At 46.9% G+C, this 26,140-nt stretch carries 26 protein-coding genes; 14 read left to right on the top strand and 12 right to left on the bottom strand.

Annotation, left to right across the window (positions count from 1 at the left end; genetic code table 11):
- Positions 1–12: 12 nt before the first annotated feature.
- Both VL525_RS11990 and VL525_RS11985 read left to right on the top strand, forming a co-directional pair.
- Positions 13–468: a hypothetical protein gene (locus VL525_RS11990; RefSeq protein WP_325386805.1), complete on the top strand. Its 456-nt coding sequence runs from the start codon at positions 13–15 to the stop codon at positions 466–468.
- Positions 469–898: 430 nt separating this feature from the next.
- Entirely contained in the window at positions 899–2,191 is a 1,293-nt protein-coding gene (locus VL525_RS11985; protein ID WP_325386803.1) for an HAD-IB family phosphatase, read from the top strand.
- Positions 2,192–2,254: 63 nt separating this feature from the next.
- Here VL525_RS11985 and VL525_RS11980 read toward each other — a convergent pair whose 3' ends face one another.
- Positions 2,255–2,746 (bottom strand): universal stress protein, encoded by a 492-nt coding sequence (locus tag VL525_RS11980; RefSeq protein WP_325386801.1) that lies wholly within the window; start codon positions 2,744–2,746, stop codon positions 2,255–2,257.
- A gap of 80 nt (positions 2,747–2,826) precedes the next feature.
- Between VL525_RS11980 and VL525_RS11975 the strand changes: the two genes are divergently transcribed.
- A complete protein-coding gene (locus VL525_RS11975) occupies positions 2,827–3,777 on the top strand; it encodes a tryptophan 2,3-dioxygenase family protein (protein WP_325386799.1) in 951 nt (316 codons plus the stop codon).
- 98 nt (positions 3,778–3,875) lie between these two features.
- Here the strand turns inward: VL525_RS11975 and VL525_RS11970 are convergent, their stop codons facing one another.
- Positions 3,876–5,075 (bottom strand): serine hydrolase domain-containing protein, encoded by a 1,200-nt coding sequence (locus VL525_RS11970; protein WP_325386797.1) that lies wholly within the window; start codon positions 5,073–5,075, stop codon positions 3,876–3,878.
- A 73-nt stretch (positions 5,076–5,148) separates the two neighbouring features.
- A complete protein-coding gene (locus tag VL525_RS11965) occupies positions 5,149–5,958 on the bottom strand; it encodes a helix-turn-helix domain-containing protein (RefSeq protein ID WP_325386795.1) in 810 nt (269 codons plus the stop codon).
- 135 nt (positions 5,959–6,093) lie between these two features.
- Here VL525_RS11965 and VL525_RS11960 point away from each other — a divergent pair, with 135 nt between their 5' ends.
- Positions 6,094–6,492, top strand: coding sequence for a hypothetical protein (locus tag VL525_RS11960; RefSeq protein WP_325386793.1), 399 nt, complete (start codon positions 6,094–6,096; stop codon positions 6,490–6,492).
- A gap of 49 nt (positions 6,493–6,541) precedes the next feature.
- Here VL525_RS11960 and VL525_RS11955 read toward each other — a convergent pair whose 3' ends face one another.
- Together VL525_RS11955 and VL525_RS11950 are read right to left on the bottom strand one after the other, a co-directional pair.
- Positions 6,542–6,994, bottom strand: coding sequence for a type II toxin-antitoxin system VapC family toxin (locus tag VL525_RS11955; protein WP_325386791.1), 453 nt, complete (start codon positions 6,992–6,994; stop codon positions 6,542–6,544).
- Positions 6,991–7,221 carry a hypothetical protein gene (locus VL525_RS11950; RefSeq protein WP_325386789.1) on the bottom strand — a complete coding sequence of 77 codons (231 nt, stop codon included), beginning with the start codon at positions 7,219–7,221 and terminating at the stop codon, positions 6,991–6,993. Before VL525_RS11950 ends, VL525_RS11955 begins: the two co-directional genes overlap by 4 nt.
- A gap of 180 nt (positions 7,222–7,401) precedes the next feature.
- Here VL525_RS11950 and VL525_RS11945 point away from each other — a divergent pair, with 180 nt between their 5' ends.
- On the top strand, positions 7,402–8,466 hold the full coding sequence (locus VL525_RS11945; RefSeq protein ID WP_325386787.1) for a branched-chain amino acid aminotransferase: 1,065 nt from the start codon (positions 7,402–7,404) through the stop codon (positions 8,464–8,466).
- 50 nt (positions 8,467–8,516) lie between these two features.
- Here the strand turns inward: VL525_RS11945 and VL525_RS11940 are convergent, their stop codons facing one another.
- The 5 genes from VL525_RS11940 to VL525_RS11920 form a co-directional block, all read right to left on the bottom strand.
- A complete protein-coding gene (locus VL525_RS11940; protein ID WP_325386785.1) occupies positions 8,517–9,695 on the bottom strand; it encodes a metallophosphoesterase family protein in 1,179 nt (392 codons plus the stop codon).
- A complete protein-coding gene (locus VL525_RS11935) occupies positions 9,695–10,705 on the bottom strand; it encodes a hypothetical protein (RefSeq protein ID WP_325386783.1) in 1,011 nt (336 codons plus the stop codon). The genes VL525_RS11940 and VL525_RS11935 overlap by 1 nt, the downstream gene beginning before the upstream one ends.
- A 16-nt stretch (positions 10,706–10,721) precedes the next feature.
- Positions 10,722–12,149, bottom strand: coding sequence for a hypothetical protein (locus VL525_RS11930; protein WP_325386781.1), 1,428 nt, complete (start codon positions 12,147–12,149; stop codon positions 10,722–10,724).
- Positions 12,150–12,198: 49 nt separating this feature from the next.
- Positions 12,199–15,036 (bottom strand): TonB-dependent receptor, encoded by a 2,838-nt coding sequence (locus VL525_RS11925; protein WP_325386777.1) that lies wholly within the window; start codon positions 15,034–15,036, stop codon positions 12,199–12,201.
- 149 nt (positions 15,037–15,185) lie between these two features.
- Entirely contained in the window at positions 15,186–15,467 is a 282-nt protein-coding gene (locus VL525_RS11920) for an ATP-dependent Clp protease adaptor ClpS (protein WP_325386775.1), read from the bottom strand.
- Positions 15,468–15,565: 98 nt separating this feature from the next.
- Between VL525_RS11920 and VL525_RS11915 the strand changes: the two genes are divergently transcribed.
- Positions 15,566–16,417: an RHS repeat domain-containing protein gene (locus VL525_RS11915; RefSeq protein WP_325386771.1), complete on the top strand. Its 852-nt coding sequence runs from the start codon at positions 15,566–15,568 to the stop codon at positions 16,415–16,417.
- Positions 16,418–16,511: 94 nt separating this feature from the next.
- Here the strand turns inward: VL525_RS11915 and dcd are convergent, their stop codons facing one another.
- Positions 16,512–17,048, bottom strand: a complete 537-nt coding sequence (gene dcd / locus VL525_RS11910) for a dCTP deaminase (protein ID WP_325386769.1) — start codon at positions 17,046–17,048, stop codon at positions 16,512–16,514.
- A 75-nt stretch (positions 17,049–17,123) separates the two neighbouring features.
- On the opposite strand from dcd, the gene VL525_RS11905 reads away from it, so the two are divergent.
- The 5 genes from VL525_RS11905 (at position 17,124) to VL525_RS11885 (ending at position 20,950) form a co-directional block, all read left to right on the top strand.
- A complete protein-coding gene (locus tag VL525_RS11905; RefSeq protein ID WP_325386767.1) occupies positions 17,124–17,762 on the top strand; it encodes a 4'-phosphopantetheinyl transferase family protein in 639 nt (212 codons plus the stop codon).
- Between the two features lie 4 nt (positions 17,763–17,766).
- Positions 17,767–18,492, top strand: coding sequence for a lipoyl(octanoyl) transferase LipB (gene lipB, locus VL525_RS11900; RefSeq protein ID WP_325386765.1), 726 nt, complete (start codon positions 17,767–17,769; stop codon positions 18,490–18,492).
- A gap of 266 nt (positions 18,493–18,758) precedes the next feature.
- Positions 18,759–19,496, top strand: a complete 738-nt coding sequence (locus tag VL525_RS11895) for an SGNH/GDSL hydrolase family protein (RefSeq protein WP_325386763.1) — start codon at positions 18,759–18,761, stop codon at positions 19,494–19,496.
- Between the two features lie 51 nt (positions 19,497–19,547).
- A complete protein-coding gene (locus VL525_RS11890) occupies positions 19,548–20,273 on the top strand; it encodes an SGNH/GDSL hydrolase family protein (protein ID WP_325386761.1) in 726 nt (241 codons plus the stop codon).
- 2 nt (positions 20,274–20,275) lie between these two features.
- The gene (locus VL525_RS11885) at positions 20,276–20,950 is read left to right on the top strand and encodes an SGNH/GDSL hydrolase family protein (RefSeq protein WP_325386759.1); all 675 of its coding nucleotides are present in this window, start codon (positions 20,276–20,278) and stop codon (positions 20,948–20,950) included.
- Positions 20,951–21,513: 563 nt separating this feature from the next.
- On the opposite strand, the gene VL525_RS11880 is transcribed toward VL525_RS11885, so the two are convergent.
- The gene (locus VL525_RS11880) at positions 21,514–22,827 is read right to left on the bottom strand and encodes an aminotransferase class V-fold PLP-dependent enzyme (protein WP_325386757.1); all 1,314 of its coding nucleotides are present in this window, start codon (positions 22,825–22,827) and stop codon (positions 21,514–21,516) included.
- Positions 22,828–23,049: 222 nt separating this feature from the next.
- Between VL525_RS11880 and VL525_RS11875 the strand changes: the two genes are divergently transcribed.
- The 3 genes from VL525_RS11875 (at position 23,050) to VL525_RS11865 (ending at position 25,899) form a co-directional block, all read left to right on the top strand.
- Positions 23,050–23,442, top strand: coding sequence for a VOC family protein (locus VL525_RS11875; RefSeq protein WP_325386755.1), 393 nt, complete (start codon positions 23,050–23,052; stop codon positions 23,440–23,442).
- Between the two features lie 1,423 nt (positions 23,443–24,865).
- Positions 24,866–25,276, top strand: a complete 411-nt coding sequence (locus VL525_RS11870) for a hypothetical protein (protein ID WP_325386753.1) — start codon at positions 24,866–24,868, stop codon at positions 25,274–25,276.
- Positions 25,273–25,899 carry a hypothetical protein gene (locus VL525_RS11865; RefSeq protein ID WP_325386751.1) on the top strand — a complete coding sequence of 209 codons (627 nt, stop codon included), beginning with the start codon at positions 25,273–25,275 and terminating at the stop codon, positions 25,897–25,899. The genes VL525_RS11870 and VL525_RS11865 overlap by 4 nt, the downstream gene beginning before the upstream one ends.
- The last annotated feature ends 241 nt before the right edge of the window (positions 25,900–26,140 follow it).

The following is a 26,140-nucleotide window of genomic DNA, read 5'->3' as shown; positions in this document are numbered from 1 at the left end:
CAATCCTGAGAAATGAAAAAACTGTTGCCTGTAATTTTGCTGCTGCTTGCCGCCTGCGTGTATACCGCACGGCAAAGCGATGCCGATAAGGCCGTTGAGAAATACACCCGCGACTTGCTTGGCAACCCAAAATACCTGCAAACCGTAGGCTTTTCTGCACTCGAAAAGCACAGGTACGTTACGCCGCTCGATTCGTCCCTTAACTACGCCCACATCAACAGCGACGACCACAAGAAAATGGAGCAATATGTAGATAGTGAAAACTACCAGCGACCCGACCGCGCGCCGGGGAACATCAGGCAGCTCGACAGCATCGAACATAACAAACTGATCTATTATACGCTGGATTATTCTTTTCGCATTGATTCGATGGGCCACAAAAAGCTGAAGAAATACCATTTTGAACTGGATACGGCCTTTAGGGTGCTTAAACAGGCAGATATTACTTATGGGAGGAATACGAGATAGTGAATGGTGAATGGTGAATGGTAAATGGTAAATGGTAAATGGTAAATGGTAAATGGTGAATTTGGCTAAAGCCAATAAACGTTTTGTTTTTATCCGTCCCATAAATGGGACGGCAATGAATAATGCCGAACCATTATTTTCTTTGCCAATATGTATTTCATTGCCGTTGGCTTCAGCCAACGGGGTTAAGAGGAAAAGAACAAGGCTTTAGCCGAACTCTTCCTGGAGCCCCGCCCTAATCACCAATCACCGGTAACTAATTACTAATTCTCATTTCCATTTTTTCAAAATACACCCCTCTATTTTTTAATAATTGTAAATGTGTACGCAATACACCTGATTAATCCCCAAACGGTTAGAAAGCAGTTCAAAATTTTGCACATTTGCAATGCTTATCCGCCGCCGGCGGGTTCCCGCACCTGAATAAAGCATGGATCAGTACTTTATTATCGACTTTGACAGCACGTTCACCCAGGTTGAGGCGCTGGACGAGCTTGCCCGCATTTCATTAAGAAAGCATCCCGACAGGGAAAAAATATACAAGCAAATTGAGGATTATACCAATGCGGCGATGGAAGGCAAGCTGTCGTTCAGCGAAAGCCTTGCGAGCCGTGTAAAGCTGCTGGAGGCCAACCGCGACCACCTGAAGCAGTTGGTAACCCATTTGAAGAAAAAAGTATCCACTTCATTTTCGCGCAACAGCAACTTTTTCAAACTGCATTCAGATAACGTGCTTATTGTCTCGGGCGGTTTTAAAGAATTCATTACCCCAGTGGTAACGGAATATTTTATTAAAAAGGAAAATATTTACGCCAACACCTTCGTATTCGACGAGAATGACAATATCATTGGCTATGACCGTGAGAACCCGCTGTCGCAGGAAGGCGGCAAGGTGAAATTATTACGACAGATGGACCTGCAGGGCGAGATATTCGGCATTGGCGACGGGTATTCGGATTACCAGTTAAGGGAATCGGGAATCATTAAAAAGTTCTTCGCCTTTACCGAAAACATCGAGCGTAAATCAGTAGCCGAGAAAGCCGACCATATTACGCCAAGTTTTGACGAGTTTTTGTACATCAATAAACTTCCGCGGGCCATATCCTATCCTAAAAACCGCATCAAGTGCTTAGTTGTGGGCGATGTTGGCGAAGAAGCGATAGACCAGATGCGCAAGGAGGGTTATGACATCAGGCATAAAGAAACCATCGATCAGAAATACCTGGAGGAAGCCGGCGTGTTGCTGTGCGATGAAGCCAGTCAGCCTACCCCCGAGCAACTGGAAAACGCTGGTCGCCTGAAAGTTATCGGCTGTTTTGGGCGCGTTGCCAGCCGGAAATTATCGGATGCTGCCTGCGACGCCGGGATCATTATTTTTGATGACCCGAAATACAACCCCCGCAATGTGGATTTTATTCCGAAGCGGGTGATAGCCTTTATGAACGAGGGCAAAACACACATGAGCTGCAACTTCCCCGATCTACAGCCACCGCGTAATGATAATGCCCACCGCATTATCCATATCCACACCAACGTGCCGGGTATACTGGCGCAAATAAACGAGGTTTTTGCCCGCCACAATATCAATATCGTGGGTGAGTTCCTGGTGACAAATTCGCAGATAGGTTATGTGATAACCGATGTACACGCCGGCTACAGCAAGCAGGTGCTGAACGAGTTAAAGGCGATAGATCATACGATTAAATTCAGGTTGTTGTATTAGTCCGCAAGTCGGGAAGTCCGTAAGTCCGAAAGAAGAGAATCTCTAAGATAAAAACTTCCGGACTTACGCGGACTTATGCGGACTTTCGGACTCATTTAACGGCACCACCAGTACCGGCACTTTCGAATGCCTTACCACATGTTCGGCTACGCTGCCCATCAGCAGGCGGTCGAAGCCGGAGCGATGCTGGGTACCTACCACGATAAGATCGGCATTGAATTCGGCGGCGCAATCAATTATGCCATCTGCCGTGCTGCCGTATTCGGAAAAATGAGTTACCTCCAGGTCTCCTGCAAAATTATTGATGGTACGCTGTATAATATTTTGAGAGGCTTCCTTTTGAATATTGATGAATTCCGGATCGCTCGCCAGTCCGGGCTCAAAAGGCGAACCGGTAAGCAGGTTGGCGTCTGTGGATGAAGTTATAATGGGTTCGACAATATTAACCAAGCCTACATGGGCCTTATACGAATGCGCCAGGCCGAACCCGTAGGCGGCGGCGTTGTCGGCCTCTTTACTGTCATCGACCGCGATCAATATTTTCTGAATGTTCATGGTACCTCCTTAACTGTAAATTTAGCTGTTTTGTTTCTGTATCTGCAAGCTTTGTTACCTTTGCTGGCAAACCAAACTCCATGAGTATCACCCCCGAAATCGAATCTCGCCTGGCGCTGCTGCAGGAAAAGTATGAAGCTATGGGCCAGGACATGGTATCGTACCTTGACGGCCTGCTGCATGCCGACTTCCTTACCTATTGGGATTATATCCATTTAGATACGCTGTTAAGCCTGCAAAGCCCCAAAACGCCTTTCCCTGATGAGGAAATATTCATCATGTACCACCAGATAACCGAGCTGTATTTTAAACTGGCGCTGCATGAATGCAAGCAAATAACTGAAAAGGAAAATTTGACAACCGATTTTTTTGCTGCGAGGGTGCGCCGTATCAACCGTTATTTTGAGGCGCTGACGCAATCGTTTGAGATCATGGTGGATGGGATGGAGAAGGACCAGTTCCTGCAATTCCGCATGTCGTTATTGCCGGCGAGCGGTTTCCAGAGCGGGCAATACCGGCTGATAGAGATCTATGCAACGGACTTTATCAACCTGGTGGCGAAAGACAAACGCGAAGAACTGGCTTCAGCTCCGGTAGAAGATCAGTTTGAATACCTGTACTGGAAATTCGGCGCAACTGAGCTGTCGACAGGAAAAAAGACCCTGACCCTGCGCCAGTTCGAAAAGAAATACGCCAAACAATTCATTGAACTTGCGAAAGCTTGTACCAAACTGAATTTTAACGCTTTGTTACAACAACTGCAATATGAAGGGTCATCGACCAGGGCACTGGAAGATGAGCTGCGCAGGCTGGATGTGAATGTAAATGTAAACTGGCCCCTATCGCATTACAAGTCGGCAGTGCGCTACCTCGACCGCAAGCCGGATGATATAAAAGCTACCGGCGGAACCAACTGGCAAAAATATCTCCCACCACGTTTTCAGAAACGTATCTTTTATCCTTCGTTATGGACGGCCGAACAACTGGGCAATTGGGGTAAGGCCTGGGTAGAGGATGTATTGGGGTTGTAAGTGGGCAGTTGCCTTATAGTTGGCAGTTTTAAGTTGGCAGTGGGCATTATATTGTTGCACTTTGCCAACTGCAAACTGAGGGCGTTTTGCCTGGAACTTTAATTGATACTCGTCGCCTGTACCAAAAGATCAATTATTGGCTTCTTATCGGGCAGATACCTGTTACATATAAACAGGCCTCCCATATTTGTGACCGGGTTGAAAAACACAAAAGCGCTGATGCCCGGGTCATCTCCATCATGACCTATTGTACCATTGGTGTATAAGTTCCAGAAGACGCCTTTATTACGATAAGTCAAATTGATATCTTTCGGCGGGTTTTCTTTGGAAAATTGTGGTGTAAACATTAACCTGTATGATCCTGTATCTAATAACAACTTATCTCCATTATACCCATTTATAAGGCCAGATACGTATTTAGCGAGATCACCCGCGGAAGTTTTAAGCCCGCCATCAGGATAGGTCACCAGATCGTATAATGGAAATACAAGGTCGTCTTTATAGTAAAGACTGGCATGTTTTTTCAAATTTGTATTGAAAATGAAAAAGGTGGAATTTTTCATTTTCAGAGGCGACAAGATGAACTTCTTTACGAAATCGGCATACGGAATACCCGCTTTAATTTCGATGAGGTAAGCAACCAGCGCCGACCCAATGTTACTGTAGGACGATGCGCTACCCGGGCTGCCTTTCCCAAAATTGCCTGGGCTGTAGTATTTCCCTTTTTCGGATAAATAATTGTAAAAAAACTCCTTCAACGATCTGCCGGGAATGGTTTGCCTGTATCCTATCGATTGAAGCGCATCTAAAGCTTCCTTATCGTAAGCCCTTATATCCGGGTAAAACTTATAGGTATTGGGATACACTGCCGGGTTATCAATGATACCGGAAGTATGGCTGGCCAATTGCCTGATGGTGATCTTACCATCCGGATAATTGGGATCGACTACTTTGAAAGGAAGGATATCATTGATGTTGGTTTCGAGTGTGAAATATTTTAATTCCACGGCTTTCATTAAAGCCACTGCTATAAAAGTTTTACTAACCGAACCCACGTTTTGTATGGTGGCAGATGTGTAGGGAATTTTATTCTGCTTGTCGGCAAAGCCGAAATCCTGATGATAAATTATTCCATTGGCATTTACCAGGATAACCGCCATTCCAGGAAGGCTATCCTGTTTAAAAACCTGGTTAAGTTTGTTCGTTAGTGTGTCAAACCTGCCCTGGCAATACCCGTGATGAATTGTTAAAAATAAAAAACCTGTAATAAGGATACTGTAAATGCGCTTTCGTGACATAGAATTAATCGTTTTTAAACCTTTCCAAAGGTAAGGCGGCTGGGTGTATCGTCATTGTATAAATGCGAACGGCTTAAGTTTTAAATGGCAGGATATATTGCTGCCTGCTAAATTTTGAAGGCGTGTCGCCTATTATTTTAGCATACGACCTGATAAAATGCGCCTGGTCAAAATACCCGTATTTATAGGCGAGATCAGTCAACGACAAGCTATTGGTTGGGCTGCCCAGGTCGCCAATCAAATTCCGCAGCTTAACGATCGAATAGGCTTCCTTGGGCGACAAGCCAACATGATCTTTAAATTTCTTTTCGATATACCTTTTAGAATACCCCGTTTTCGATGCGATTCCGGAGATTGTTAACAGCCTGTCGGCAGGGGCGGTATTAAGTTCATAAAAAACACTTCGAATAAGATTGTGATCAGACCCAATATCCGATTCTTCAAGCATACTACACACCTTTTGCACCAGCAGGGATTCATCAGATAAGTCGATACCTTGAAATAGCCGGGCTAACTTTTTATTCACCAGTCCAAGCTCAGCGAGGTTGTCTGTCAATTCATCTAAACGAGGTTCGTTAACAAATATGGAGGCAACCCATGGCGACAATTGCACCATAATAGCTTTTGTAAAAGGCCTTACTATTATTTGCACCCTCCCTGTTATCTGCCCCGAAAAGTAAACTCCTGACCCTATGTCAAATGGCTTTTGATCATACCTCAGGGCCAACCCCTCACCGGTAACGAAAGCCATGGTTACACATCCATTCGGAAGGGCGTATTTCATTTCAGTACTAAACAGGGAGCTTGAATTATCCAATATCCAAAATTTACGGATATGCGTGTTAATGCGCCCGGGAATGGCTATCTCATCATAGTTAAACATAGATTTATAAAGATATTAAATTTTACAGCACCTGCTTAACCGGAATAAGCGTCACCAAACAAAGCCAAAAATTTTGTTTTTCTGTGGCACCAATTATAACTTCCCTGCGTCTATACATTTGAAAACACGACAGCTATGAACATATCTAAAAATTTAAGAGCATCTTTCTTATTATCCGCTTTGCTTTTTGCATCCTGCGGCATCATCAATAACTTAACAACCCGGAACTGGCATGGCGGCGACGTAGGCGGCCATAATTATGCAACGTTTGATGAAATGAACGGCAGGCAGGATTTTAAATTACTGAACCCTGCATCGGGCGATTTTACCCTGAAATATACCAGCGAGGTAACCGAGGGTGAACTGCGCCTCGTAATTACCCAGGGACACAATACTATCGTGAACCGTGACCTGACGGGCAGCGTACGCGATTCGGTACGCATCGGTAATGGCGGCAACCCCGATGTCAAGATCAGTATTACAGGCAAACACGCGAGGGGGAAATACGATATCACCTACCCTACCAGTAAGTAAGGAGCTACGCTGTGGTAATATGGGCATTCCTGCTTATGGGAGTCCATTTTTATTTTATTAACGATTCGGGCTTCAAGTGCTGTACCTCGATAAATACGCCGTCCAGATGGTTAAAATCTGCATCGGTGGTTATAAGCTTCAGCCCCAATAATGCGGCAGTTGCGGCTATCCAAAGATCATTTTTGCCCATGTTTCGTGGCGTAGCAAAGGAATAGCTATCGTACGCAGGGTTTTTACGTTGAGAAAAGGCGTCGATTTCGGCGTACGTGCTTATCAGATTCTCGTTTAACTCAACCGCATTAATCTTATCCAAAGCAGCATTGACAATTTTCCACTTTCTTGCTCCCCAATTATTTTGTATTCCAATCGATTTTAATTCTGCTATGGACACAACAGATGTGTAAACTGTACGGCTGTCAGGATTTATAATTTCTGATAGCAATTGAACACTATATTCTTTGGAAAGATGGAAAAGGATATTAGTATCAAGCAATATATTCATTTGCTTTGATTGAGCGTCTTTAGAGCTTCAGCAACTTCTTCTTCAGTTAGAAAATCTTCTTTAGGAATTTCTTTTAAACGATCCATCAGGGCTTTAGCAGTTTTGCCCGTCTTATTGGCAAACGCCGTAGTTCCCCCGGCAGCCATAATTTCGTCTATCGAATATGACTTCAATTCAGGAAAAAAATTCAGTGTACCGTCCGATACTTTGGCGTCCTTCTTACCCATCTCTCGTTTTAGTTGTTATACAAATTTAAGAAATATTGTGTGTAATAGAAATCGACTTCGCGGCTTTTCCGTCATAAATAGGTCATTCCCACCTATTTTCTATGAACTATCGGCTATCAACTATGAACATTTAGACAAAACCCGTACCTTGCAACTTTCTGAAACCAATACACTAAGGCAATGACTGAGACACTGGACATCAAGATCACCAAAACCAACCATTCCCGTTTAAGCGAAACGGATTTTGACAATTTACCCTTCGGTAAAACATTTTCAGACCACATGTTTGTGGCCGATTATGCCGATGGCGAATGGAAGAATTTCCAGATCATTCCTTATGGCGAAATTGGGTTGAGCCCGGCTATTTCAGCGCTGCATTACGGGCAGGCTTTTTTTGAAGGCTTAAAGGCATACAAACACGCCGACGGGCAGGTTTCTGTTTTCCGCCCGGATAAAAATGCTATCCGTTTTAATAAATCGGCCGAACGCCTGTGCATGCCTGCGCTTCCCGAAGAAATATTTATACAAAGCATTGCCGCGGTAGTGGATGCTGATCGTGACTGGGTGCCTTCAAAGGCTAACCACGCGCTGTACATCCGTCCGTTTATGTTTGCTACCGACCCTTATTTGGGTGTGGCACCATCGGCAACCTATAAATACATGGTTTTGATAGGCCCTGTTGGACCGTATTTTTCAAAAACACTACGCGTTAAAATAGAAACCCATTATACCCGCGCCGCCGAAGGTGGTTTTGGCTATGCCAAAGCAGCCGGCAACTATGGCGGCAGTATGCTGCCGGCCCGTAAAGCTACCGAAGAAGGTTTTGACCAACTGATATGGACAGATGCCAAAGATCACCAGTACATTGAGGAAATGGGCGCTGCCAACGTAATGTTTGTGCTGGACGGTACGCTGATCACCCCATCAACCCGCGATACGATTTTAGATGGCGTTACCCGCGATACCGTACTGACACTTGCCCGCGAGTGGGGTATGCCTGTTGAAGAGCGCCGCGTTTCTGTAGCCGAAATCCTTGAAGGCGCTAAAAACGGCAAACTACAGGATGCGTTCGGGGCAGGCACAGCCGCTACTATCGCACCTGTTGGCTCCATCAGCCATAATGGTGAAGAGTATTTCCTGGCCGATCCGAAAGAAAGAGAATTTTCCCAAAAGGTATTAAGGGAACTTGACGCCATAAAATATGGCCGCGTTGCCGATACGCATGGGTGGAATTATATGGTATAAAGGGGCATTGTCCTTCAACAAATATTAAAGAGCTCCATTTGGGAGCTCTTTTAGTTTACCTTAAGCGATATCGTGCAGCTTTTACCAAATACTACTTTTTGTGCAGTATCGCGGGGCGTTGCGTTCCACAGGCATTCGCGCACGGTTAAACTTTGCATTTTAGGGTCGATGGAAATTAGCTGGAATGACAGCAAAGTTTCATCTTTGCCAGAATACCACCCCTTCATTGGTGAATCGACCCTAAAAACCGGCAGGCTGACCAAGTTATCCGGTCCATGATACACATAAAACTCGTTCCAGTTACTGTTGCCATGGAAATAGGCCTTAATGTTTGGATGCGCGCGTAAAAACTTCACAAAGCCTCGTTGTTCTTTAATTGTAGCGCCATCGTCCTGCGGGGCAACAACACCATCTTTATAATGTTCGGCATTCAGATTCTCAAACCTGTTTTCAAGGGTCATATTATAAGGCGGAAGCGGGTTAGTAAAATGTTTTGCTTCCGACTCGGGCTGGTCGTGCGTAAAAATTATGACCGGGGTATTCTCCCGCACGGTGTCAAGGTCTTTTTGCATCCAAATGCGCTGGGCCGAATCGGGCCACAGGTTGATAAACATTAGGTGTATTCCTTTTACGTTAAAGGAATAATCGACCTTATCTTTCGCATAATCGTAATCTACTATGGTTAAAGGCCTGGCGGGCCTCAGCATCATATTGTATATCTTAACCATCGAAGTCGGGTCGGTGAGCGACGCCATCGGTTTTGCGAATCCTATCGCGTTGCTGATATCATGATTACCGGGGATGATAAGTAGCTTTGCCGGCTGTCCATTATGCCTCCTTACAGACAGCAAATGCATATAATCATTTTCAAACTGAGCCCAGGAAGCTGCGGCGCTTTGCACCGGCGGCTGCATCCGGTTAGCTATATCGCCGCCTTCAACAACATAGTCTATTGCCCCGATGCGTTTGCCCGCAGCAATGCCATTGTCGGCTGGCAACGTGACGCCCGGCAGGGTATTTACCTGGCGTACAAGAGCCTCATTGACCTTATAAGCGCTCACATTCGAACCGCCCCTAAATTCCGGTCGTGCAATGCCGTAATGCGCGTCTGAAGTAAAGACCATATTAATTACCGTATCATTTCCCGGCTGACCATAGCTTTTGAAGCAGTATAAGGCAGCGAACGCACAGGCTATAAATGCCCGTAAAATAATATTCGCTTTCATCATTATTTCCGTTTATAGAACGAGATCGTGGCAGGCATCCCGGGGTAGTTCCGAACCTCGGTGTCGGTATAGTACCCCGAGCCGTCTGCGGCAAAGCCTATGCCCTCGCCCTGCGGTTCGTTGTTGGTGTATGGTGCATGTTCCGGCTTCGTCATCAAACCCGCGGATATTGATGTTCCGGCAGGAAGTTTCCAATACCATACCCGTTCTTTGCTGCGCAGCAAAATTTCGGACCCGTCAGGCGAAATATCGCCGCCCGTCGCTTTATTGAATAACAGTTTTACCACAGGGCTCATGATTGTAACCGACGTGGTGCTTTGCGGATAATGCGCAACATAAATTTTTGACGCGTTGCTTTCCTTACTGGCTATGTAAATATCTTTTGTCGAAGGATCGACCATCAGCGTTTCGGCGTTGCGGGGGCCATCGGGATACTTTAGCTCTATTATATCCACCGTGTCGATGTTCAGCCGCAGGGGCAGTGTCTTTCCCGTGAGGTGAGGCTCGGCAAAGCGGTAAACAAAAACTGATTTATATTTTGAATCGTTGTCGCCGATATCAGCCACATATACATAACTTTTACCGGCAACGGGCCCCGGCCCAACGGCGATATCCTCCCAATCGCGGTTGCTGACGGGTGTTAAAGTGAGTGTTCCTTTATCAGCTCCCGATCCGTCTGTAAGGTAAACCTGGTTGGGGTTGCCGCTGTCGTTATGAATGTATAGGATACCGGGATTGATCCTGCTTGCGGCTATGCCGGATATTTCAGCAAGGTCGGTGCGGGCAAGATCATTTACAATGGGTGCCGGCTCAAAAGCTTTCGATGTATCAAGCAAAAGCGGGTCGTAGGCCGGTGTTGTAAATGTAACCTGCGGCGTTTCCGCAACCGTATCGGTTGTTTTAGCTGGGATGATGCCACCCTTTTTGCAGGAAAAAAAGGAAAAGAATAAAAAACATAACAACCCGGTTCTAACAAAATACCTCATTATATTTTCGCTGAAACGGGTTGTCATGTTATGATTTTTTTGATTAGTGATGATTACCCGAACCGTCCATCTGGAAGCAGCCTATATCTTTTCCCGGAGGGGTGATACCGCTTGAACCAAAGTTATCGTTGATAGGGATACCAGAAGTTATCGGGGTAAAGGCAGTAGTTGTACCTTTACCTACCGCCGGTGAATTAGCCTGCAGGTGAAAATCGAAACCGTCAACAGAAGCCTGGTTAGCGAAATTCATGTTTGGAAGCGTGTAATTAACGAACAATGGGTTGTTTTTACCTACCAGCGTAGTGCCGTCGTAGGCGAAACCGAAGGTGTATGTTGAACCAAGGAACGAGGCCATGTTCGGAATATCAGTTGCCTCAGGGTGTGTAACAACCGCCTGGGCAACATTGGTTGGAACGATCTGGTTGGCCTGTGCAACGTTATCTACATAATAGAAGTTATACCCGTAAGAAGTTTTGTTGATCGGCCCGTCGGCATGGCTCAGGGTATCGGCAAGGTAAACTTTAGCGGTAACGTTGTTTCCGCCTGCTATACGCACGCCAAAGTTACAATCCACAATCAGGTTATTGTAAGCGTAAGCCCTGGAGTTATTTTCAACTTCGACAGAGCCACTCCTTGCGCCATAAACGCCATCGTTTCTGTAGCCATCATTAACATACGTGTTATTGTACATGGCAATTTGTGTTTGAACAGATCCGGTTGCGCCGTCGTTGGCAGATTTCGTACCGTTGGTCGCGCTGCCTATGATCAGGTTGTAGGCCATATTACCTTGTGCGCCGCCTTTGGCGTTGAAACCGTCACCGCCAGTACCGCCGCATTTTTCAAGGGTATTTCTCATCATATTCAAATGACCTCCATAAAAGCGGATAGCATCATCGGGTGTGCCATATATCCATGAATCTTCCAGGATGATGGCGCCGTTTGGATTTTGCCAGTAGATAGCATACTGGTCGCCGGTAGAAGGACCGTTGAAAGGCGGAGCCACCAATGCGGCGCCCGCAAAATCAAGGTGGGTCCATTTTATAACCAGCAACGGGCAGGTAATGTCACAATAGATACCACCCCATCCCCCGTCGTAAGCATGATCGGTTGCTGCCGAGGAGTTACCTGTTGTTTTGGTTTTAGATGGGTCGGTAATGGTTATAGGGGCGTCTTTTGTACCAAGGCTCAACAGGATACCTTTTACAATAAAAGTTGCACCGTTATTTACCTTAATGGTTACACCTTTTTGAATCAAAAGTGTATCGCCTGCATTAACCGTTACGTCGCCTGAAACGGTGTAGGTTTGGCTGGCAAGCATGGTGCCCTTTATTGCGCCTGACAATGCAGCCGTATTACTTACAGATTTTCCTACCTGAAGCAGCGGAGTTGAGATAACAGCTTTATCCTTCTTGCTGCACGATGCCAGTGCAAGAGCGGAAAACAAAAACAAAACGTTTCTTAAATTTTTCATGGTTAATTAATTAATGATTGCATTAGAAAATGGTTACTTGGTGTGCTTATTAAAATTTAAACCGGAACCCCAGCAGGTAGCGGGCATAGTATTTATCATTCTCGATGGTAGCATAATTCGGGCTTTCCTGCAGCGGCAGTTTGCTATTACCGCTAAAGGCTTTGTTCTGCTGTTTCACGATTAACTCGTATGGGGTATTTAACAGGTTATTGATCTTGATGTAAATGATATAATGCTGGTTAAATTCTTTCTGGGCAGAAAAATCAAGGTTTACGGTAGGCCGCTCCCAGTTATCCAGGTCCTTATATAAAGACAAAGTGTTTATTCTTTCGCCGGTATAAACCATGGCCAGCTGCGCATCGATCTTGTTTTTGGTGTTCTTATACAACAGCGACACATTACCAACATGGGCCGCCTGCCCTTGCAAAGGCCTGGCCTGGTTTACTTCGATATTGTGAAAGCTATTGTCGGCCGGGTCGATATATTCAAATTTTTTGGTCGAGTTGATAAGGGAGTGGGTATAGGTGTAATTACCTGATATGCCTATGTCGCCAAAAAACTTCCGGAATACCGCTTCGATGCCATAGTTATGCGCCGTGCCGAAATTATATGGGGTAAGCGTTAAGCCAGCCGAAAAATTGGTTTGCACCAGCGCATATTCAATAGGGTTGTTGATGGTTTTATAAAACGCACCGACCATAAACTGGTCGAGCCCGTTTGGAAAAACCTCGTAGCGGAAATCGTAATTGTCGATAACTGAATGCTGCAAATTGGGGTTACCCTGGGTGGGGAAATTATCCTGTGCAAAACCGGTGTTATCGGGGTACGGCACCAGGTCGGAATAGGCCGGCCGAAGGATCGACCTGAAATAAGAAGCCCGCAAGGCCTGGGTTTTACTTAACGAATATTTTGCGTTGATACCGGGCAAATAATCAGTATAGGTAATGTCGGCACTTTTGCCGGCTATAGTTGCCGGTAACGACGACAAATAAGACTGGCTGGTATTTTCGACCCTCAATCCAAACAACACATCGAAACGGTCGCTGATAAAGTATTTAGCCTGGGCGTAAGCCGCTTGTACATTCTCGGTAAAGGAGTAAACACCCGCGTTACTTGCGGCATTGCCAAGGGGATCGGACCCATTACCCCCACCGAAGAAGAACTTTGATGCCGGGATGGAAATATATTTCTGGTAGGTAGAATCAGGATCGGGCACAGCGTTCAGCGTGTATTGGTTATCAAAATTATCCCTGCTCTTATGCCTGGCCATGCCGCCAAAACCAATAATGGTTTTATGGCCCTTTATATCGGTGTTATAGTGAAAGTTAAGGTACCCCGAAATATCCTTGTCGGTATTGCGGGCCCATTCCCTGGTTTCGGGCCGTACCTGAACGGGGCCGTAAGAAATTGAAGTGGCAACGCCCGTAGTATTGGGATTGATCTGCTGCGTTGTGTTAAAACCGGCCATATCAGGTAATTCCTGCTTTGCTTCTGAAACAGCAACGGACCAATCTGTCGTTAGCGACCGGGCCAATTTATTGTCGCCGTGCAGTATGGCGCTGTAAATACTTTGCAAGTCCCTGCGGGTTTGTGTTTCATAACTTTGCTGGAAGCCCCCGGTGTAGCCCTGGTATGAGTAGTTGCCTAAAAGCAGGTCATTAGTTAGCCTGGCGCGGTTTTCGTTAAGCTGCAGGTAGGTACCGAACAAGCTTATTGAATTGTCCTGGTTAAACCGATAATCGACTGTAGAGATCAAACCGAGCCTGTTTGTAAGCGAAGAATATTGCCTGTCCAGGTAATCGGGAAACACCTGCGTCATCCTGGCATTGGGGCCTGGCGCGGGGCCCAATGTGGCATTTTCAACCAGCCTGAAGGTGTTGTTGCCTGCGTAAGTATTTTGATACGTACCAGAAAAAATGACGCCGAGCTTTTTGTTCAGGAACCTGTCGCCGATAGTTAGGTTAAAATTGCTGTTTACCGGCGTTTTCTTTGGCGATACAATGAGGTTCTGATATGGAAAATCTGATACCGAGGTAGGCACAGTAAGTCCCCTGATCTCGGCCGGCGACTGAGAGTTTATTGCACTTGTGTTAAAGCTTTGAAACGAACGGTTAGAAAATATCTGGCTGTAGCCGATGCCGGCATTTCCTTCCAGCCTCAACTCGTCCGGGGCAGTTTTCATCACCAGGTTGACCACGCCGCCTGACGCATCGCCTTCCATGTCGGGAGTTAATGATTTTGAAACCTCTATCCTTTCAATTAAGTCGGCCGGGAATATATCCAGGGGTACGTAACGTTCTTTATTGTCGGGGCTTGGTATCTTGATCCCGTTGATCAGTGTTGTACTATACCGGGGGTCCATACCACGGATAATAACATATTGGCCGTCGCCTGTATTTCCGCGCTGTACCGATACGCCCGAAACGCGGGCCATTACATTAGCGACGGTTATATCGGGTGAAATGGCTATCGAGTTAGCCGAAACTATATTGGTAAGGTTGTTTGCGCGTTGTTCGGCTCTTTTGGCGTAGGCATCTGATTCGCGGTTGCCCCTTGCCGATATAGTGACCGTACTAAGACTGGCATAGCTTGATGTCATGTAAAAATTCATCTTCACATTTTCATCGGCGGTCAGCGTTAAGGTAGTGTCGATGGTTTTGTAACCTATGTAGGAAACCTTTAAATGATAAGTACCTGCCGGGATATTGTTTAACTGGTATTTACCATTCAGCATGGAAGCTGTTTTAATACCGCGGGGATTTAAAAGGATGGAGGCCCCAACCAATTGCTCTTTGGAGTCTTTGTCAAAAATGTATCCCGAAATGGTAGAAGCGAAGGAAAAAGAAACGGATAGCAGGCAGATCAGACAGGTAAAAAACAGTTTCATTAAGGCGCAATTTTGCCCAAAGAAACCCCCTTAATTCTGTACAAAAACTGATTTTTTTGCCAGCTGCGGGTTTGTTAACGAAAAGTTTTTTTTAGTTTAATATTTGGGGTGTAATCACAACAATAAGTCATATTCACCTAACATTAAATTTACTCCACCGAAACCGTCAAACCTTCCTGCTGCAATATCTTGCGGTATATTTCCATTTCGGTAAAGGAGCCTTCCAGTACGGCGCATTTGCCCTCGTTGTGCACCTTCCAGGCAATTTTCTCGGCTTGTGATTCGGAGTAATCCAGGTATTTCATCATGCAGAAAATGACGTGGTCGAACGAGTTCACATCGTCATTCCATAATATTAAACGGTGCATTTCCTTGAGGCCGGCGAGTATTTCCTCAAGCGTTAAGGTCTCTTCCTGTGTTTCTGTTGGCATATTGTAATGACAAATTTACCTAAATGAAATAATAAAAAGGTCATCAGATTGTTTACACAAGCAAAAACAACAACACATTTATCACTACCCCTACCCCTATGCACCACGCCGGACCCCGTTTTTTGCTCTTCTGGAGTATCCAATTGTCTATTTTCAATATTTGCCAGGGCCAAAGCAGGTTGCCGCAAAACACATTGCTGCCGCCGCCCGATTCCATAAAGATAGACGGCAATCTCCAGGATTGGGGCGACAGCCTTCGGTACCTTAATGCAGATAAACATATTACCTACAGCCTGGCCAACAATGGGGACAACCTGTACATGGCTATCCGCATTAATGATTACGGCGAACAAGTGATGATATTAAACGCCGGCCTAACCCTGGCTATCGATCCGCATGGAAAAAAGAAGGATAGCTTTACGATTACTTTCCCGGTTGGCGAAGAAGGCGGGCTGACCAACATTGGTATTCCCCGGCAGGGTATTGGCGATTCGGTAAAGCAGGAACACGGCGAACTTGTGGAAGCTGAAATGACCAGGTTACGGCATATTAAAGTGACAGGGTTCGCCGACATTGAAGGAAACCTGATCACAACGTCGAACACCTACGGCATAAAAACCGCGCTGGATTATGATAAAGAGGGCAACCTGGTTTGCGAGGCCGCCATTCCCTTAAAATTTTTCCACGCCGGTAACATCGCCAAAAACGAATGGGCCTTTAATATTAAGATCAACGGCTTTACCAAACCGGGACAGGGCCGTGAGAATGGCGGACAGGAAGGACAGGGGCGCAGCGGCAGGGGCGGCGGTTTTGGTGGCGGCGGCCATGGCGGAAGAGGCGGCGGCCGTGGCGGGCGCAGCGGTAGTTTTGGCGGCGGCCAGACCGAACAGCGCGGCGAGTTGGCAAAATCAATAGATTTTTGGGAGAAATTTTATTTGGCCGGGCAATAGGGACCAGGCAGTGTGCATTAGGCATTAATCAATAGGCATTGACTATCGATATTGCAAGCTACTGATCTAATGACTAATCCCTAATGGCTGATGGCTAAAATTTATTCTTCCACATCATACTTTCAACCGGCCGGGTGGTGGGGTTGCTGTATTTAGCGTTGGCTTTGGTGTTGTACATTACTTCGATATCGCCTTCCACCACAAAATAGATGAGTTGGCCAATGGGCATACCGGCGTAAATACGCACGGGTTGCGCGCAGGATATTTCCAGCGTCCAGGTATTGCAAAAGCCTACGTCGCCTTTGCCGGCGGTGGCGTGTATATCGATACCCAGTCGGCCGGTGCTCGATTTTCCTTCCAGGAAGGGTACATGGCGGTGCGTTTCGGTATATTCCATGGTTACGCCCAGGTATAAAGTATTGGGCTGCAGTACAAAACCTTCTTTTGGTATCTCGAACCCGTCTATCTCGTTGTGAACCTTTGCATCGAGCACCCGGTTGCGGTAGGTTGCCAGGTGTTTGCCTAAGTGAACATCGTACGAATTTGTACCCAGGCACTCGCGTTTAAAGGGCTCGATAATGATGTGTCCCTTATCAATTTCTTCAAGAATTCGTTTGTCAGATAAAATCATAATCCGGGTGAGATAATCCGCCTAAATTAGAATTATTTGACATAAGTTTGCCATCCTTTTTGCAATTTTACTTTTATGGCGATAGCATACCGGAAGCAGGTTGACGGTGATACCGAATTTGCTCTTTGGAGGATTGAAGAGAAAGCTGAAGACCTGTATAAACAGCTGCAACTTGATAAACACGAGAAAGCTTATGTGGAGCGGCTAAGCCTTGGGAAACGGCACCTGCACTGGCTGGGTGTGCGCGTATTGCTGCGCACCATGCTGAATACCAGCGAATACATCGACTGCAAAGTTGATGAGCACGGCAAGCCTTATTTGGTGGACCTGCCCTATCATATTTCGCTGAGCCACTCGTTCGATTATGCAGCGGTGATGATGAGCAAAAGCCGGCCTGTCGGTATCGACATCGAACTGATCAAAGAAAAAGTGGAGCGCATTGCCCCCAAATTTATGCGCCCGGAAGAAATGTCCTTTATCAACGGCTACAACAGGATCGATCACCTGTACGCATGCTGGTGCGCCAAAGAGGCTGTTTACAAGTGTTTTGGACAAAAAGAGGTGTCTTTCGCCGATAATATTTCACTTGAACCTTTTAATTTTGTTACGGAAGGGAAGGTAAACGCCCGCCTGGATAAAGGCGGGGTTAGTCGCGGCTACCAGGTAGACTACCTGCAATACGAGGATTACATGATAGGTTATGTAAAGGGATAAGGCTATGAAGAACAAAAAAGTACATTTCGAGGATTGGGGATTGATAGATTACAAGGAAGCCTGGGACAAACAGGAAGCTTTGTTTGGTGAAACTGTCGCGCTGAAAACGGCCAACCGCAACAAAATGATAGCCACCGAAGGCGACGAATACCAGGAGGAAGAGCCGACAGCCAACTATCTTGTTTTTTGTGAACACCCGCATGTATATACCCTTGGTAAAAGCGGCAAGCCTGAACATTTGCTGCTGGATGAACAGGGCCTGAAAGAAAAGAAAGCATCGTATTACCTGATAAACCGCGGCGGCGATATTACCTACCACGGGCCGGGCCAGGTAGTAGGTTACCCGATACTGGACCTGGATAATTTTTTTACCGACATTCATCTTTACCTGCGGACGCTGGAAGAAGCAGTTATACTCACCCTGGCCGACTATGGCCTGAAAGCTGGCCGGTACCCCGGCTATACCGGCGTTTGGTTTGATGCCGACAATGACAAGGCACGCAAGATATGCGCGCTGGGTGTACGATGCAGCCGCTGGGTTACCATGCATGGCTTTGCTTTTAACGTAAATCCCGACCTGGATTATTTTAAGAACATAGTACCCTGCGGTATAGATGACAAGGACGTAACATCCATGCAGCGCGAACTTGGCCGCAAGGTGGATGAGGAAGAGGTGAAAACTATCCTTAAAGGACATATTGCGGAGCTGTTTGGGATGGAGCTGGTGTGAGCTATTGCATAGGTCATGCTGAACTTGTTTCAGCATCCCTCATGTATGGCTGGAATGTCCTGTGGGTTCCCGAAACAAGTTCGGGATGACGCTTACTATTGATTTTTCCTTCCGGTTGGGGAGTAGAAGAATTAAGAACAGGTGTCACACTGAGCTCCGTCGAAGTGTGCGCGCGGGGCCTGCCCACCATGCTTCGGGAGCCTCAGCATGACAACCCCATTATTCTCCCAAGAAAACCATAACCTTACCATCTCCGTATGGCTTGTATGAGGGTGCCAGTTTTTGCATTGATTTTATTCGTTCTATTTGGCTGCGGGAAGAAGGTTGAAGTTATTCCGCCGGCGGATACTGCGGTCAATAACGCACAAGTTCCACCGGTTGTACATCCGAATGATTCTGTCTCTTACCTGGCCCTGGGCGATTCCTATACTTATGGCGCGGGGGTTTCGCAAAGCGGATCTTATCCTTATCAATTGACGGCGCAGTTAAGCGGTCAGCATTATTTGATCAGCGAGCCCAGGGTGGTGGCCTTCCAGGGATGGACGGCGGCTGACTTGCTGGCGGGTATCCAGGCTGCTGATATTGCCCGAAAATTTGATTTTGTGACTTTGCTTATTGGCGTTAACGACGAGCGCAGGAATACCGATCGTGCTACTTACACTACGCAGGTTGACCAGCTGATAACGCAGGCAACGCAATATGCCCGGGGGTATAGCAGGCGGGTGTTCGTGCTGTCCATTCCGGATTGGTCGGTGACGCCCTTTGCGGCGGGGATGGACAAGGCGAAGATCAAAGCTGAAGTGACGATGTTCAACGCTATAAACGAGGCGGAATGCAAAAAGCTGGGGGCGAATTACGTGGATATCAGCACCGTTCAGGCATTGGCGGCTAATGATGAGACACTGACAGCGGGCGACGGGCTGCACCCGTCGGCTAAAATGTATGCGCTGTGGGTTGGGCAGCTTTTGCCGGTGGTTAAAGGGGCATTTGGCAGTGTGCATTAGTCATTGGGTGTTTTATAAATCCCCGGCGCCGAAAATGCCGTATCTGTTTACATGAAAATAATTTGTTCCATTATTCTTACTATTGCAGCATTGGCGGGCTGCGCCAAAAAGAAAGTTGACACCATGCCCACGACACCAAAGGATACCACCGCCGCAATTGTTGCCGATACCACGAGCTACCTGGCGCTGGGCGACTCGTACACCATTGGCGAGGCGGTAGCCAATACGGAATCATACCCGCACCAATTAGTGCGGCTGGTAAACCGGGAAGGCCTGGCATTTGCATACCCCCCTAAAATAATTGCTACTACCGGCTGGACAACCGATAACCTGATCGATGCTATAGCGCAAAGCGGGCTGGAGGGTAAAACTTATGATATGGTTACCCTGCTGATAGGTGTGAACGACCAGTACCAGAATTTGAGCCAGGATAATTATCGCATAAAGTTCAAACAGGTGCTGGAAACTGCTATTGCTTTTGCCGGGGGGAACAAGAAGCATGTGTTTGTACTGTCTATACCCGATTGGGGCGTGACGCCTTTTGCCGGCGGCAACGATGCGCAGATAGGGCCGGTGATCGACCAGTTCAATGCCATTAATAAATCGATAAGTGATGAAGCGGGGGTGAATTACCTGGATATCACGGGTATCTCTCGCCAGGCTGCCGCCGAACCCGACCTGGTTGCCGTTGACGGTTTGCACCCTTCCGGGAAGATGTATGGGTTGTGGGTTGACCAGCTGGCGCCGAAGGTGATTTCGCAATTTGCCAAACATTGAGCATGATGAGACGCCTTTGCCTGCTTACCGTTATAACATTATGTATGGCAAGCGGTGCGAAATGTTTTGCTGCCGATACCCTCGCCTATCTTGCCCTGGGCGACTCGTATACCGTCGGCCGGTTAGTGCCTGTGGAAGATTCGTTCCCTTACCAGCTTGTGGCTAAACTGAAAGGCAAAGGCCTTGCCATAGCGCCGCCTACCCTGATAGCTCAAAATGGCTGGCGCACCGACGAACTGATCAAAGGTATTGCCGGCAGCGGCGTTACCCAAAAGTTCGACGTCGTGACGCTTTTGATAGGGGTAAATAACCAGTTTCAGGGGTTTGCTATTGATACCTACCGGGTGGAGTTTGCCCAATTGCTGAACACGGCCATAGCCCTGGCCAAAGGCAATAAGGCGCATGTTTTTGTTCTTTCCATACCCGACTGGGGTGTGACTCCTTTTGCGGCTATACGTGGTCCGGCGAAAATTGCTGTACAGATCGATCTTTACAATAAGATAAACCGCGAGGAGAGTGAAAAAGCCGGGGTTAATTATGTCGATATTACTGACATTTCCCGCGACGTGGGGAGCGACCCTGCTTACCTGGCGGCCGATCACCTGCACCCTTCGGGTAAAATGTATGGGCTTTGGGTGAACAGGTTGAGTAAGCAAGTTGAAAAGAGGTTGAGGTAGGTTTTGGTGGAGACTGGGGTATTAGGGATTGGTCATTAGGCATTGGCGTTAAACGAAGAGTTTACCCCCGCTCAATTGGCGCGGGGCCTGTTACTTTTGTCGCGACAAAAGTAACCAAAAACGCTGTCAGCGCTAATGGCTTCTTTGCCGCACCGGGCCTTATGCGCACAATAAAACAGAACCTAAGGCCGGAAATCTTCGCCCGGGCTACCGTGCTGCTTTATTACCCTGCATGGCTCTGATTTAATGCCTTTGCAGCCGCACCGACCCTGTGTTCTGTTTTATTTTTGGCCGAAGCGCAGAGCGCTGACGGGTAGCCACAAAAATTCTGTTAATTCTGATTCAGACAGTTGCGTTAAGGATTGAAATGGATACCGGCCTCGTGGTTAAGGCTCGCGCAGTATAAATGGAAAGCCTGACCCGAGGCACGAGGGGAACGCCCATTTTACCCCTCCCGGCCTCCCCTGATTCCAGGGGAGGATGCTTATTATTCTCTCAAAACAACTCTCTCCCTAAACTTAGGGAGAGATGTCGGCATAGCCGACAGAGTGGGTAAACAACCCTCACTTACTTTTCGCCGCTTTCGTTTTCTCCGCTATCTCCCCTATGGCGCGGACGAGTTTGTCAAGGTCCTGGGTGCGGGTGTAAACGTGGGGGGTGATGCGCACGCAGCTGATATTTTCCCATACAATGCCGACGGTGTGTATCTTGTACTGATTCATCAGGGCGTTGTCGAGCTCGCCGGGGGTCATGCCGTCGATGCTGACGCCGCAGATGGCGCAAGAGTACTGGGGTTTCAGCGAGGTGTGCAGCTTTACCTTCGGGATGTCTTTTACGCGCGACGCCCAGTAGTTTTTGAGGTAGCGTATGCGGTCTTCCTTGCGTTTGGGGCCAATGCCCTCGTGAAAGTTGATGGCCTCGCCTATGCCCTGCTCTATCGGGAAGCTGCGTGTGCCCAGGTCCTCAAACTTGCGTATGTCGGGGTCGTTGGCCTTATCACCGCATACCAGGGCCCATACTTTTTCTATCTTTTCCTTTTTTATCCACAGCATGCCGCTGCCAATGGGGGCCGACAAAAACTTGTGCAAACTGGTGCCGAAGTAATCGCAATGCAGGTCGGGTATTTTATAATCCATCAGGCCGAAGCTGTGCGCACCGTCCACAATTACTTCGATGCCTTTGGTGTGCGCCATATCGCATATTTTGCGCACCGGCATTATCTGCCCCACCCAGTTTATTACGTGGGTAACGTGTATCAGCTTGGTTTTGGGCGTAATGGCATCGGCGTAGGCCTGCACTATCTGGTCGTCGTCCTCGATGGGGAAGTCGAAGCTGAGTTGTTTGTACACAATACCATCGCGCTGCGCCCGCTTGTTGTAGGCCTGTATCATGTGCGGGTAATCCTGCTTGGTGCCAATCACCTCATCGCCGCGCTGCAGGGGCAAACCGTATATGATGGTGTTAAGCGCCTCGGTAGCGTTGCGGTTAACAGCGATCTCGTCAGGCAAAGTTCCGGCCAGTTCGGCCAGCTTCTCGCGCAGGGGCTCGCGGCCCTGGTCGAGGATGCGCCACATAAAGTACGAGGGGCCCTCGTTTGCCAGGTCGTTAAACCGCGCCACGGCCTGCTGCACCACCAGCGGCGAGGGCGACACACCGCCATTGTTCAAATTAATGATCGTCGGGCTAACGGTATAGGCGTTCTGGATAACGCTCCAGTACTCCTCGTCTTCGGCTACCTGTGCAGGGTTTAAATGCGCTATGCGTTTAGATGCCGACTGCCATTCTTCGGCATGCACCTGGTTGAACATACTGGCGGCAGAGAACGCCCCCGTAAGCATGGCGGCCTGTTTGATGAAGTTGCGGCGGTGGTTGGTCATGATGGTTTGGTTTGGTATATCTAAGTTAGGATTTTTTTGGCGAGGTGAAAAGAAAGGTTAATGGGAAAGCGGGGAAAGTTAAAAGTTTTAATTCTGTCGCGTTTACACCCCCTGCTTGTCGGTTATCGGTGTTTAAAAGGCCGGCAATTGTGCTCACATTTGTATCAACAACAAAACAAAATTATAAACCGCCCCTTTAAACAGGGCACCAACAACAAAACTATGACAAAGCAAATTTGGGGTAATTTACCCGTAAACGACATTAACCAAACCATTGATTTTTACAACAAGCTGGGTTTTAAAGTAGACGAGAACCATTTTGACGGCAATCATATAGCCAGTATTGCCGTGGGCGAAAGCAAGTTTGTGATCTGCTTTTTCCCGAAGGCGCCTTTTAAAGTGGCCATAAACGGCGAAGTGGCCGACACCACGCAGGGTAACGAAGTAATTTTCACCCTTTCGGCCGAATCCCAGGCCGAGGTGGACGAATGGGCCGCTAAAGTAAAAGGCATAGGCGGTAAAGTATTTGCAGAACCAAAGGCTTTCCAGGGCATGTACGGCTGCGGCTTTGCCGACCCGGACGGGCATAAATTTAACGTATTGTTTATGGGGTAAACAAGGCCGCCGCAACGGCTGACCAGTATTAACCACCACATCCCTTTTACGGTAACACTTGTTACCGGTATAACGGGCAACTTTGCACACGCAGCGGTTGCCCGTTTGCCGTTGCTGTAATAATTTAATGCCTTTGCAGCCGCACTGCCCCTGTGTTCTGTTTTATTTTTGGCCGAAGCACAGAGCGCTGACGGGGTGACCATAAAAATGTTCGGGATGCTGCAGAATCCGTCATATCGTCTTGGCGAGCGATAGCGTGGCCATCTTTGAACGCGGTATTCGGGAAGCAAAATACTTTTGTTGAACCGATGAAATTACCCCGCTCAATTGGCGCGGGGCCTGTTACTTTCCCTTAGATGGAAAGTAACCAAAACTCAAGTCAGCGCTAATGGCTTCTTTGCCGCACGGGCCTTATGCGCACAATAAAACAGAACCTAAGGCCGGAAATCCTCGCCCGGGCTACCGTGACGCTTTATTACCCTGCATGGCTCTGATTTAATGCCTTTACAGCCGCACTGCCCCTGTGTTCTGTTTTATTTTTGGCCGAAGCACAGAGCGCTGACGGGTGACCATACAAATGTTCGGGATGCCGCAGAATCCGCCACATCGTCTTGGCGAGCGATAGCGTGGCCATCTCTGAACGGGGTATTCAGGAAAGCAAAATACTTTTGTTAAACTGATGAAATTACCCCGCTCAATTGGCGCGGGGCCTGTTACTTTTGTCGCGACAAAAGTAACCAAAAACGCTGTCAGCGCTAATGGCTTCTTTGCCGCACGAGGCCTTATGCGCACAATAAAACAGAACCTAAGGCCGGAAATCTTCGCCCGGGCTACCCTGACGCTTTATTACCCCGCATGGCTCTGATTTAATGCCTTTACAGCCGCACTGCCCCTGTGTTCTGTTTTATTTTTGGCCGAAGCACAGAGCGCTGACGGGTGACCATACAAATGTTCGGGATGCTGCAGAATCCGCCACATTGTCTTGACGAACGATAGCGCGGCCATCTCTGAACGGGGTATTCGGGATGCAAAATACTTTTGTTAAACTGATGAAATTACCCCGCTCATTGCCGCGGAGGCTAGCTACTTTGGCTTGACCCAAAGTAGCGCAAAACTCAAGTCAGCGCTAATGGCTTCTTTGCCGCACGGGCCTTATGCGCACAATAAAACAGAACCTAAGGCCGGAAATCTTCGCCCGGGCTACCCTGACGCTTTATTACCCCGCATGGCTCTGATTTAATGCCTTTGCAGCCGCACTGCCCCTGTGTTCTGTTTTATTTTTGGCCGAAGCACAGAGCGCTGACGGGGAAGCACAAAAATATAGTTGTCTGAACTTGTGAACTCGGACAGCAAAGAAAAATGGGTGTTTTCACGGTATAGAATTATCGATCAGAACCACTAACTTAGTGAAAACATGAAGATTATGAAACCTAAAAGATCGCTTTATCAGCAAAAATTATGGTTTTTAAGCGGAATCTGCCTATTTCTTTTCACATCATTTCAACATAGCGAAACCGCGTATTCAATTTCCATTAATGGTGTAAATGGCAACGAAGTTAATAGCGGAACTTCGCATGGTGATGTAACGTTTACTATTCCAGAGACAGGTGAAGAACAAAGGGTTGAGCGAAAAGAAACGGAAATCGACAGTACATATTCCTTATTTGATAGCGATGAAAACGACCAAGTAACCGCATATCATCTTACCGATGATGACGGAAACGGCGCTAAATGTGAACTAGATGTTGATCGAGGAAATAAAAAAATCATTTTCTTATCATATCCTTCTAACACAAGTGATTATCAATCCAAAATTGTATGGGATTTAAAATGAGAAAAGCAATAGCAGCTTCCTTCTACTTGATGGGTTTAATCTCTTTGGGGATTATTGTAGCAGATTCATTTTTTATAACAATTCCTTTTATCAACGAAAATCCGATCAAGCATACATTTCGTCGACCTGAATTTGACGTGAGTTCAGTTGTTTTTCTATTGATAGCGTTTGTATGTTTTTACCATAAACGTGTTTCCAATCTAATTGACCGAATTAGAATTAGTAAATTGACGATGTCTAAAGTGGAAATTCAGCTCGACTATCTAGACCAACAATTAACTGGCTCAAATGAACGTAAAATTAAAGATGGCTTGAAAGCGCTTTTGGAACAAAAACTTAAAGATATTCAAAGCGGTCTTGCGTCCTATGTTCAAGGAATGACCGAATTTAAAGCTCTAAGCGCAACATTACAAAAAAGGATTATTAATAGACCCGAAGGCTGTGCATCATTTCTACTAACATATGGAATTATTCGTGCTGAATTTTTGTCTACATGGTTGGGGCTGCATAAAATGCAATGGCAAATACTTGGAAATGATTATTCCGTTAATTTCAACGAAATATCCAAGTCTATAGGCATAGCAATATTATTAGAAAAAGAAATTCCGAGGGCTCAGTTGTAAAAGCTTTGCGTATTAAATTGTCCGCTACGCTGTTCGAAGTCTCCGACTTCGAACAGCGAGGTAGTTAAACAATAAAATACCTTTCATAAATAATATTTTTCAAATCCCCCAGCTTTATTAGAATTTCTTTTTTTACTAAATCTTTTTGAGTAGCACTTAAATTTGATGGTTTATCAACTTCTATTGAGGATCCAGGACCCGCCTGAGCGCCTTAACAAATAAGCATTCCGCGAAAAATCCT

The sequence above is a fragment of the Mucilaginibacter sp. genome (assembly GCF_035492695.1).
GTDB lineage: Bacteria > Bacteroidota > Bacteroidia > Sphingobacteriales > Sphingobacteriaceae > Mucilaginibacter.
Note: the sequence above shows the minus strand (reverse complement) of the source record. Positions and strands in the feature narration are given on the sequence as shown.

Bases quoted from the DNA above. Each gene is read 5' to 3' on its own strand.
- VL525_RS11990 (WP_325386805.1), top strand. From the start codon at position 13: ATGAAAAAACTGTTGCCTGTAATTTTGCTGCTGCTTGCCGCCTGCGTG.
- VL525_RS11985 (WP_325386803.1), top strand. From the start codon at position 899: ATGGATCAGTACTTTATTATCGACTTTGACAGCACGTTCACCCAGGTT.
- VL525_RS11980 (WP_325386801.1), bottom strand. From the start codon at position 2,746: ATGAACATTCAGAAAATATTGATCGCGGTCGATGACAGTAAAGAGGCC.
- VL525_RS11975 (WP_325386799.1), top strand. From the start codon at position 2,827: ATGAGTATCACCCCCGAAATCGAATCTCGCCTGGCGCTGCTGCAGGAA.
- VL525_RS11970 (WP_325386797.1), bottom strand. From the start codon at position 5,075: ATGTCACGAAAGCGCATTTACAGTATCCTTATTACAGGTTTTTTATTT.
- VL525_RS11965 (WP_325386795.1), bottom strand. From the start codon at position 5,958: ATGTTTAACTATGATGAGATAGCCATTCCCGGGCGCATTAACACGCAT.
- VL525_RS11960 (WP_325386793.1), top strand. From the start codon at position 6,094: ATGAACATATCTAAAAATTTAAGAGCATCTTTCTTATTATCCGCTTTG.
- VL525_RS11955 (WP_325386791.1), bottom strand. From the start codon at position 6,994: ATGAATATATTGCTTGATACTAATATCCTTTTCCATCTTTCCAAAGAA.
- VL525_RS11950 (WP_325386789.1), bottom strand. From the start codon at position 7,221: ATGGGTAAGAAGGACGCCAAAGTATCGGACGGTACACTGAATTTTTTT.
- VL525_RS11945 (WP_325386787.1), top strand. From the start codon at position 7,402: ATGACTGAGACACTGGACATCAAGATCACCAAAACCAACCATTCCCGT.
- VL525_RS11940 (WP_325386785.1), bottom strand. From the start codon at position 9,695: ATGATGAAAGCGAATATTATTTTACGGGCATTTATAGCCTGTGCGTTC.
- VL525_RS11935 (WP_325386783.1), bottom strand. From the start codon at position 10,705: ATGACAACCCGTTTCAGCGAAAATATAATGAGGTATTTTGTTAGAACC.
- VL525_RS11930 (WP_325386781.1), bottom strand. From the start codon at position 12,149: ATGAAAAATTTAAGAAACGTTTTGTTTTTGTTTTCCGCTCTTGCACTG.
- VL525_RS11925 (WP_325386777.1), bottom strand. From the start codon at position 15,036: ATGAAACTGTTTTTTACCTGTCTGATCTGCCTGCTATCCGTTTCTTTT.
- VL525_RS11920 (WP_325386775.1), bottom strand. From the start codon at position 15,467: ATGCCAACAGAAACACAGGAAGAGACCTTAACGCTTGAGGAAATACTC.
- VL525_RS11915 (WP_325386771.1), top strand. From the start codon at position 15,566: ATGCACCACGCCGGACCCCGTTTTTTGCTCTTCTGGAGTATCCAATTG.
- dcd (WP_325386769.1), bottom strand. From the start codon at position 17,048: ATGATTTTATCTGACAAACGAATTCTTGAAGAAATTGATAAGGGACAC.
- VL525_RS11905 (WP_325386767.1), top strand. From the start codon at position 17,124: ATGGCGATAGCATACCGGAAGCAGGTTGACGGTGATACCGAATTTGCT.
- lipB (WP_325386765.1), top strand. From the start codon at position 17,767: ATGAAGAACAAAAAAGTACATTTCGAGGATTGGGGATTGATAGATTAC.
- VL525_RS11895 (WP_325386763.1), top strand. From the start codon at position 18,759: ATGAGGGTGCCAGTTTTTGCATTGATTTTATTCGTTCTATTTGGCTGC.
- VL525_RS11890 (WP_325386761.1), top strand. From the start codon at position 19,548: ATGAAAATAATTTGTTCCATTATTCTTACTATTGCAGCATTGGCGGGC.
- VL525_RS11885 (WP_325386759.1), top strand. From the start codon at position 20,276: ATGATGAGACGCCTTTGCCTGCTTACCGTTATAACATTATGTATGGCA.
- VL525_RS11880 (WP_325386757.1), bottom strand. From the start codon at position 22,827: ATGACCAACCACCGCCGCAACTTCATCAAACAGGCCGCCATGCTTACG.
- VL525_RS11875 (WP_325386755.1), top strand. From the start codon at position 23,050: ATGACAAAGCAAATTTGGGGTAATTTACCCGTAAACGACATTAACCAA.
- VL525_RS11870 (WP_325386753.1), top strand. From the start codon at position 24,866: ATGAAACCTAAAAGATCGCTTTATCAGCAAAAATTATGGTTTTTAAGC.
- VL525_RS11865 (WP_325386751.1), top strand. From the start codon at position 25,273: ATGAGAAAAGCAATAGCAGCTTCCTTCTACTTGATGGGTTTAATCTCT.